The following is an 8,625-nucleotide window of genomic DNA, read 5'->3' as shown; positions in this document are numbered from 1 at the left end:
AAGCAGGAAGCACTAGACTACCATAGCATGGAAAAACCAGGCAAGATAGAAGTAAGATACACAAAGCCATTCAACAGCCAAAAAGATCTATCGCTAGCCTACACACCAGGCGTTGCAGAAGTATGCATGCAGATAAAAGAAAATCCGCAGGATGCCTACAAATACACCACAAAATCAAACCTTGTAGCTGTTGTAACAAATGGCACAGCCGTACTTGGCCTGGGCAATATTGGAGCACTGGCAGGAAAGCCAGTAATGGAAGGAAAGGGTAATTTGTTTAAGAAGTTTGCAGATATAGACGTGTTTGATATAGAGCTAAACGAAAAAGACCCAAACAAGATCATAGAAATTGTAGCTGCCCTGGAGCCAACATTTGGCGGGATTAACCTTGAAGACATAAAAGCCCCGGAATGCTTTTACATAGAAGATGAACTTAAAAAGAAAATGAACATACCGGTATTCCACGATGACCAGCACGGTACAGCTGTTGTCTCTGGAGCAGCACTTCTCAATGCTTTAGAAATAAGCCGCAAAAACATTGAAAACATCAAAGTCGTAATAAGTGGTGCAGGGGCAGCTGCTATTGCATGCGCCAAGTTTTATGTAAGCCTTGGTGTAAAAAGGGAAAATATCATAATGATAGACTCAAAAGGTGTAATATACAAAGGCAGAACCGAAGGGATGAACCCATACAAAGAAATGTTTGCAACTACTCTATCTGTTAGAACGCTAAAGGAAGCCCTGGAAGGTGCTGATGTATTCTTTGGCTTATCCCAGCCAAATATACTTACAAAAGAAATGGTAAAATCCATGAATGATCACCCTATAATATTTGCCATGGCAAACCCAACGCCTGAGATTACATACGAAGAAGCAAAAGAAGCAAACCCAAATGCTATAGTAGGAACAGGTAGAAGTGACTACCCAAACCAGATAAACAATGTACTTGTATTTCCCTTCATATTCAGAGGCGCACTGGATACTATGGCAACAACAATAAACGAAGAAATGAAGATAGCAGCTGCAAAAGCTTTAGCAAACCTAGCTAAAATGGATGTGCCAGAAGGTGTACTTAAAGCCTACGGCTTATCAAACTTAAAGTTTGGTCCAGACTACATCATACCAAAGCCATTTGACCCAAGAGCTTTAATATACGTATCAAGCGCTGTCGCACAGGCTGCAATTGACTCTAAGGTAGCAAGGATAGAGCACTTCAATATACAGGAGTATAAGAAAACTCTTGAGCTAAAGCTGGACAAGACAAGATCCATAACACGCTACATATATGAAAAAGCCAAAGAAAACCCAAAAAGGGTAGTATTCACAGAAACAATAAACCCCAATATTTTAAGAGCTGTTCAAAATGCATTAGAAGAAGGTATATTCAAACCTGTATTTGTAGGTTCAAGGGGTAGAACCAAAGAGTTTGTTGTAGATAAGATAAAAGAATTAGGCCTAAACCAAAACATTATAGATAAGATAGAGTTCATAGATCCCATGCAGTCACCAAAAAGACAATACTACATAGAAAGACTGCTTGAGATAAGGCAAAGAAAGGGCATAACAAAAGAAGAGGCAGGCTACATTATAAACCACAGACCCAATGTATTTGCTACAATGATGGTAAGGGAAGGCGATGCTGATGCATTGCTTATTGGTGAAACCTACAACTACCCAACAGTTATAAGGCCTATCTTGCAGGTTACAGAAAAATCTCCCAATGTACCTGTTGCAGGCATATATATAATGGTCATTCAAAACCGCATATACTTATTTGCGGACACCACGATAAATATAAACCCAGATTCCCAAACACTTGCTTATATAGCTATAGAAACAGCCAGGTTCTACACAGATCTCACAAACGCGCAGGCTGTTGTTGCAATGCTGTCATTTTCAAACTTCGGCAGCAACGAGCAACAAGAAGCTATAAAGGTTAAAAAAGCCGTAGAGATAGCAAAGTCAATAAACCCAGACTTACTAATAGAAGGAGAAATGCAGGCAACTATTGCAAGCGATGTATCTCTAAGGGATGGGTTCTACCCATTTAACACAATAAAAGGCAAAGAAGCCAATGTATTTATCTTTCCAAACTTAGATGCAGGAAACATATCCTATAAACTCATGTACAAGCTAGGTGGTGCATACCCTATAGGACCAATACTGCTTGGGCTAAAAAAGAGCATACATGTCCTTGAGATGGGCTCACCTGTTAGAACCATAGAAGACATGATAGCTTTGTCCGTATTTGATGCTCAAAGGAAAGAAAAGAAAAATGGAAAGTAATGCTTAAGTTTCTGCAGCTAAGGCAAAAAAATTTGATTCTATGTTTACATCCAGGAGCAATTTAGCGCACTCGTTAATAGTTGATGATGTTGTTACAACATCATCAACTATTAATACTTTTTTTAAGGTTTTCGCTTTTTTATTTAAAACAAATACATTTTTTAAATTATTTAACCTCTCTTGTCTTTTCAAGCCTACTTGAGGTTTTGTTTGCTTTACCTTTTCAATCAAATCATAGGCCACTGGTACTTTTGAAATTTTACTTAAGATTTTTGCAATAATAACTGATTGATTGTAACCTCTTATTTGTAAATCTTTTTTGTACATAGGAACAGCAACCAATGCCTCGGTTCCGTCGAAAATACTAAAATCGATGAATTCTTTAAATTTTTTTATCACGCTTAGATAATAAAAATGACTGTGAAATTTGGATAGCTTAATTAAATGTGCAACTTTCTCGTTTTCATATGACCACAAAACAAATCCTTTCTTATAATAGTGCTTCTGTATACAATTTGAACACAATATGATATTTTGATTAACAGGTTTTGAGCATTTTGTGCACCTTGGACCTTTATATATCATATCCTTCATGCAATCATTACAAATATAACCATTTTTGATTGGTTTTTGACAGAAAATACAATCTGAAGGGAAAATAAGGCTTTTAAAATTACCTATGAGATTCGATAATATGTTTACACTTAGCACAATATTTTGCTGTCGGTTTTGCCTTCAATCTTTCAATTTCTATAGACTCTTTGCATCTTTCGCAAATACCGTAAGTATTGTTTTCTATTCTATACAATGCTTCTTCTATTTCAATTAATTGGACTCTGTCTTTTTCTATTAAATTATAAGTCAGATCTTTATAGGAAATACTATTTGAAAAATCACCTTCATCACCACTTTCTAAACTTCTTACGCGGTCATTATTATCCTTAATTCTTTGCTGAATTTCTCTTTTTAAATATAACAATCTATCTCTAAGCTCGTTTAAGGTTTTTTCGTCCATACAAACCCCCTAAAATCTGTTACTATTAAAATCTTTTTTTAAAATTTGTCAAGTAAAATTATATATGCTACAATTCAACAATGGTGTCGATATTGTTCATAGCTACAATAATTTTATTAACCCAAGTATTTGGAGAATGGTTAAAAAATTTTGGAATACCTCAGATTGTAGTTTACGTAACAATAGGCATCGTACTTAGTCCTTGCGCTTTAAACATAATTAAACCAAATGAAATAATTTACATTTTTGCTGAAATTGGCATTATTTTTCTACTTTATGAGTCTGGTCTAGAAATCAATCTTCAATCTGGATTTAAGACAAATTTGCAAGCGACTTTAGTTGCTATTACAGGATGTTTTGTGCCATTTTTTGCTTCATTAGTTTTAGCTAAATATTTGCACTACAATCAAAACGAATCAATATTTATTGCAGGAAGCCTTGTTGCAACAAGCATAGGTGTTACACTTAAAACTTTTATGGATTTAGGCCAACAACACACGAGAGTTGCTAATATAGTTTTAGTGGCAGCAGTGATAGATGATATAATTGGTATTATAATGTTGCTTTTGGTATCAAATTTCGCACAAACAAAAACTATAAATTTAGAAATTGCACTGGTGGTTCTTTTATATACTACTGCCTTATTCTTACTAATTCCTTTTATTAAAATTATCTTGAAAAACGTAATCAATCTTTGCTTTGATAAAAGCCCTATGTATATTTTCGCTATAATATTTTTTGCAATTATCGCATATTCTTTTGCCTCATATAAGCTTGTTCATTTAAATATCCTGGGAGCTTTTATTATAGGATATAGCATGCAAACTGTGAGGCTATCAAAAAACAGAGCAATTGACAATTCATTCAAAAAAGCAAAATCACATATTAAAACACTCCAATATTTTTTTGAACCGTTCTTTTTTGTTTATATAGGATTATCGTTTAACTTAAGTAATGCTACTTTTACCTCAATAGGTCATTTTTTTGTTGCGTTATTCGTTTTTTTAATAATAGCACTATTAGGCAAACTAATTAGTGGATTTTGGGTAAACGATATATATAACAAATTAGCCGTAGGTATTGCTATGATACCGCGCGCCGAGGTGGGCCTAATTTTTGCTACAATAGGAAAATCTAGCGGAGTATTAAATAACGAGATATACGCTTTAATTGTTATAATATCGCTGCTTACGACACTTATCGCACCTTTTGGACTACAGTTAGTTAACACAAAAATGTCTTGACAAAAAAAAAACTTAATGTAATATTACTCAAAGTTTTTAAATTCAGGAGTTGTTTTAGATGGACGTTCCCGATTCGTGTAAAAGAATTTATAAGATAAGCATGTGAGTAACTTTAACATAAGCTCATCTGCTTATCTTATGCGGAGGGTGAGTTTATGTTAGGGCTATCTAGCTTTTCAAATATAAATTTCGATGTTGTTAAAAAAAGAAGTATAATTGCGGATTTTGTATTTATTTTAATGCTTTTAAGCATTTTGTACATTATCACACACTACGCACAGCAAGCTACATCACGTATAAATTATGAAGCTCATATAAGCCTTTCTGTAGCTTCTCTAATAAAATACAGTCTATATTCACTATCAAGAGCGCTTGTTGCCTTTACTATGTCATTTGTTTTTACAATACTTTATGGATATTTTATGTATAAAAATAAAACAGCAGAGAAATTATTGTTGCCAATACTAGATATTCTTCAAAGTATACCAGTTTTGGGTTTTTTACCCGCAGTGGTCTTAGCACTAATTGCTCTATTTCCAAATAACAATATTGGTCTTGAGCTTGCCAGTATAATAATGATTTTTACAGGTCAGGTATGGAATATGGTTTTTGGTTTTTATGGCACTTTAAATAGTATTCCAAAAGAATTTAATGAAGTTGCTAGCGTATATAAGCTAAATTGGTTTCAAAAATTTAAGTGGATAGAATTTCCTACTACAATATCCTCTCTTATCTGGAATAGCATGATGAGCATGGCAGGCGGTTGGTTTTTTTTAATGTTATGTGAAGAATTCTCGCTGGGAAATAAAAATTTTACATTAGAAGGACTAGGGTCTTATATGTCCACAGCGGCAAATGCTGGAAATTATGCAGCTATGACGTATGGCATTCTGGCTATGATCATTATTATTGTAGCGCTTGATCAATTTATTTGGCAACCACTTGTTGCATGGTCTGAAAAATTTAAGATCGAATACTCTGTAACTTCAAAACCTAAAGAATCATGGTTCTTAAACTTGCTAATAGATTCAAATATACTTGAGTTTGTTAGAAATTCATACAAAAAAACTTCAATATGGTTTGAAGAAAAATTTAAATATTTAAAAATAAACATAAAAATAGAAAAGGATAAAAAAATAAAAAAAAACCTTGCTGCTAATTTTTTTGCAAATCTAATCTTAATAACAATTGTTATTTTTATTATTTACACCAGTTATAAAATCATTTTTATGATAAAAAATCTACCATCTACTACATGGTATACGATTTTTAAATCAGATTCATATACACTGATTCGAGTACTTATTACAATTTTAATAGGTTCTTTATGGACAATACCACTTGGGATATATTTAGGTTTATCTCCAAAACTATCAAAGATCTTACAACCAATTATACAAATTACTGCTAGTTTTCCTGCTCCTATGCTATTTCCTGCTTTGATAGGTATATTTTACATTTTAAAAATAAATTTAAGCTATGGCAGCATCATTCTAATGCTTATGGGCACACAATGGTATATTCTCTTTAATGTTATAGCTGGAGCTTTAAATATTCCATCTGAGATGATTGAGATGGGTAAAATTTTTAAGCTATCTTTATGGGAAAAATTTAGCTCAATTTACTTTAAGGCTATTTTACCATACCTGGTTACTGGCTGGATAACTGCTGCGGGCGGAGCATGGAATGCTTCTATTGTAGCTGAATATGTCAATTTTAAAAATCAAACTTTAACAACAACTGGTATAGGTGCCCTTATTAGCCAGGCAGCTAACTCAGGACAAATTCCACTTTTAGCAGCCAGTGTTTTAACAATGGCTCTAACTGTGGTATTTTTTAATAAGCTTGTATGGAAAAATCTTTATAAATTATCACAAAACTATAAAGTGAGGTAGGCATGGATGTTATTTGCAACATAAAAAATGTGTCACAAAATTTTAGTTTGTCTACAAAAAAGTCAATAGAGGTGCTTAAAAATATTAGCTTTGACATATACGAAAATGAAGTAGTGTCAATTTTGGGGCCTTCTGGCTCGGGAAAATCTACCATACTACGCATGATTTGTGGTATTTTAAAACCATCTTCAGGTAGCGTCTTCTATAAAGGAAAACCTGTTATTGATATAAACCCAAACGTTTCAATGGTTTTTCAAAATTTTGCCTTATTGCCATGGCTTAATGTTGAAGAAAATATAAAATTGGCCTTAAAACCACTTAATCTTGATAAAAATGAAGTAGAAAAATATACAAACATGGTAATAAAAATAACAGGTCTTGCTGGTTTTGAAGAAGCATATCCAAAAGAGCTTTCAGGTGGTATGCAACAGCGTGTTGGCGTAGCAAGAGCCCTGGCTGTGCAGCCCGAATTGCTTTTAATGGACGAACCTTTTAGCCATGTAGATACGCTTGTTGCAGAATCTTTAAGGTCGGAATTAATCGATATTTGGCAATTAACCCAAAATCCAAAATCTATACTTATAGTAAGTCATGATATTAAAGAAGTTGTTTATTTAAGCGATAAAATAATAGTTCTTGGCGATAAACCAACGCAAATTAAAACTATAATAGAAAATAAATTACCAAGACCAAGGGATTATAGAAGTATGGATTTTCTTAATATGGTAGACTACATTCACGATATAATTACAGCAAGCGATATGCCCGATATACCAGAGGCAGTTGAAACACAGCAAAAAGAAAACTTTTTTGAAGCGTTGCCCGAAGCTTCGCCAGGTGAAATTGTGGGTTTACTCGAATTTTTAGATTCACATGGTGGATATGATGATATATTTCATATTGCAGTTGAACTCAATAGAGAATTTGGTGATATAATCAAAATTACAAAAGCTGCAGAATTGCTGGATTTTGTTGATACACCAAGACGAAGCATTGTTTTTACAACAATCGGAAGAAAATTTATTGAATCAGATATAGAACAACGCAAACAAATCTGGAAAAAAGAAATTCTAGATTTAAGACTTGTAAGACACCTTGTTGATATTGTTAAAAATTCAGATAATGAATTTTTATATAAAGAAGATATAATAAACGAAATAAGCAATAAACTACCACATGAAGATCCAGAAAAGATATTCAAAACATTTATAGGCTGGGCAAGGTTTGCCGATTTATTGGCGTACGATAGTGAAACAGAAGAGGTAAGTTTGCAATAAATGATTAATGAAAATGGCATAATTGTAAAAAAAACACATTTTCAAAATATTAATTTTGTTAAAATCATAACAACAACAGGCTCAAAAGATGCTGTTATTTATGGCAATAAACAGATAAATTTAGTTTATATATTTAATTTTGATTTTATAGAGTCAAACAAAAAAAACATATACATCGTACGTAAGTTTTATTTAGCAGATAAATTTGAACATTTAAATACAAAAGATAAGTTAATGGCAGCTTTTTTTATAGTAGATATAGCGAGTCAGATAGATATAAGTTATAACTTTTTAGTCAAAACAATTAAATCACTAAAAAATAACAATGTGAACGAAAGCGTTATTAATTTTTTAAAAACAATTTTATTACAAAATGGAATATATACAAAAGATTCTCAAACATTAAACAAACTAATATTAGAATTAGAAAACTATTTAGGAAAACGATTGAGGGTAAAATTAGATGAAATGCTTAATACAGCGCGTTAATTACGTAAAGTTGTATATAGAAGATGAATTATACTCACAAATTGGAAATGGTTTGCTTGCATTCGTTTGCTTTCTTAAAGACGATACAGAATCAAATATTAATTTAATGGTACAAAAAATCATCAATTTAAGAATTTTTGAAGATATTAATAAAAAATTTAACCTATCTTTAAAAGACGTAAAAGGCGAGGTAATGGTAGTTAGTCAATTTACCTTGGCAGCAGATACAAAAAAGGGTAACAGACCATCATTCTTTAATGCTATGGAACCAAACCAAGCAACAAACTTTTATAGCAAGATGATTAATCAATTTAAAATAAACGGTATCGAAACCAAGAATGGCATCTTTGGTGCTTCTATGAAAATAGAACTTTTAAACAATGGCCCTGTTACAATAATGATTGAAAATTAAATAGGCT

The 8,625-nt window shown here is 32.5% G+C and carries 8 protein-coding genes and 1 pseudogene; 6 read left to right on the top strand and 3 right to left on the bottom strand.

Going from position 1 to position 8,625, the window contains the following annotated elements:
* A partial coding sequence (locus tag ACP5FO_RS04765) for an NADP-dependent malic enzyme (RefSeq protein ID WP_428157095.1) occupies window positions 1-2,286 on the top strand: 2,286 nt, incomplete at its 5' end.
* 3 nt (window positions 2,287-2,289) lie between these two features.
* On the opposite strand, the gene ACP5FO_RS04760 is transcribed toward ACP5FO_RS04765, so the two are convergent.
* From ACP5FO_RS04760 to ACP5FO_RS04750, 3 genes and pseudogenes are all read right to left on the bottom strand, one after another.
* Window positions 2,290-2,685, bottom strand: a complete 396-nt coding sequence (locus tag ACP5FO_RS04760; RefSeq protein ID WP_428157096.1) for a ComF family protein — start codon at window positions 2,683-2,685, stop codon at window positions 2,290-2,292.
* Window positions 2,686-2,808: 123 nt separating this feature from the next.
* Window positions 2,809-2,997, bottom strand: a pseudogene (locus ACP5FO_RS04755) (double zinc ribbon domain-containing protein); the annotation flags it as partial.
* Complete coding sequence (locus tag ACP5FO_RS04750) at window positions 2,960-3,301, bottom strand: TraR/DksA family transcriptional regulator (RefSeq protein WP_428106453.1); 342 nt, start codon at window positions 3,299-3,301, stop codon at window positions 2,960-2,962. The pseudogene ACP5FO_RS04755 and the gene ACP5FO_RS04750, both read right to left, overlap by 38 nt.
* An 80-nt stretch (window positions 3,302-3,381) precedes the next feature.
* Here ACP5FO_RS04750 and ACP5FO_RS04745 point away from each other — a divergent pair, with 80 nt between their 5' ends.
* The 5 genes from ACP5FO_RS04745 (at window position 3,382) to dtd (ending at window position 8,618) form a co-directional block, all read left to right on the top strand.
* On the top strand, window positions 3,382-4,545 hold the full coding sequence (locus ACP5FO_RS04745) for a cation:proton antiporter (RefSeq protein WP_428157094.1): 1,164 nt from the start codon (window positions 3,382-3,384) through the stop codon (window positions 4,543-4,545).
* A gap of 155 nt (window positions 4,546-4,700) precedes the next feature.
* Window positions 4,701-6,440: an ABC transporter permease gene (locus tag ACP5FO_RS04740; RefSeq protein ID WP_428106458.1), complete on the top strand. Its 1,740-nt coding sequence runs from the start codon at window positions 4,701-4,703 to the stop codon at window positions 6,438-6,440.
* 2 nt (window positions 6,441-6,442) lie between these two features.
* Window positions 6,443-7,717: an ATP-binding cassette domain-containing protein gene (locus ACP5FO_RS04735; RefSeq protein WP_428106462.1), complete on the top strand. Its 1,275-nt coding sequence runs from the start codon at window positions 6,443-6,445 to the stop codon at window positions 7,715-7,717.
* The gene (locus ACP5FO_RS04730) at window positions 7,718-8,206 is read left to right on the top strand and encodes a hypothetical protein (RefSeq protein ID WP_428157093.1); all 489 of its coding nucleotides are present in this window, start codon (window positions 7,718-7,720) and stop codon (window positions 8,204-8,206) included.
* Complete coding sequence (dtd, locus tag ACP5FO_RS04725; RefSeq protein ID WP_428106469.1) at window positions 8,181-8,618, top strand: D-aminoacyl-tRNA deacylase; 438 nt, start codon at window positions 8,181-8,183, stop codon at window positions 8,616-8,618. Before ACP5FO_RS04730 ends, dtd begins: the two co-directional genes overlap by 26 nt.
* Window positions 8,619-8,625 lie beyond the last annotated feature (7 nt).

This window comes from Desulfurella sp. (genome assembly GCF_049977265.1).
Classification (GTDB): domain Bacteria; phylum Campylobacterota_A; class Desulfurellia; order Desulfurellales; family Desulfurellaceae; genus Desulfurella.
The sequence above is the reverse complement of the archived record's forward strand: the minus strand, read 5'-3'. Positions and strand labels throughout refer to the sequence as shown.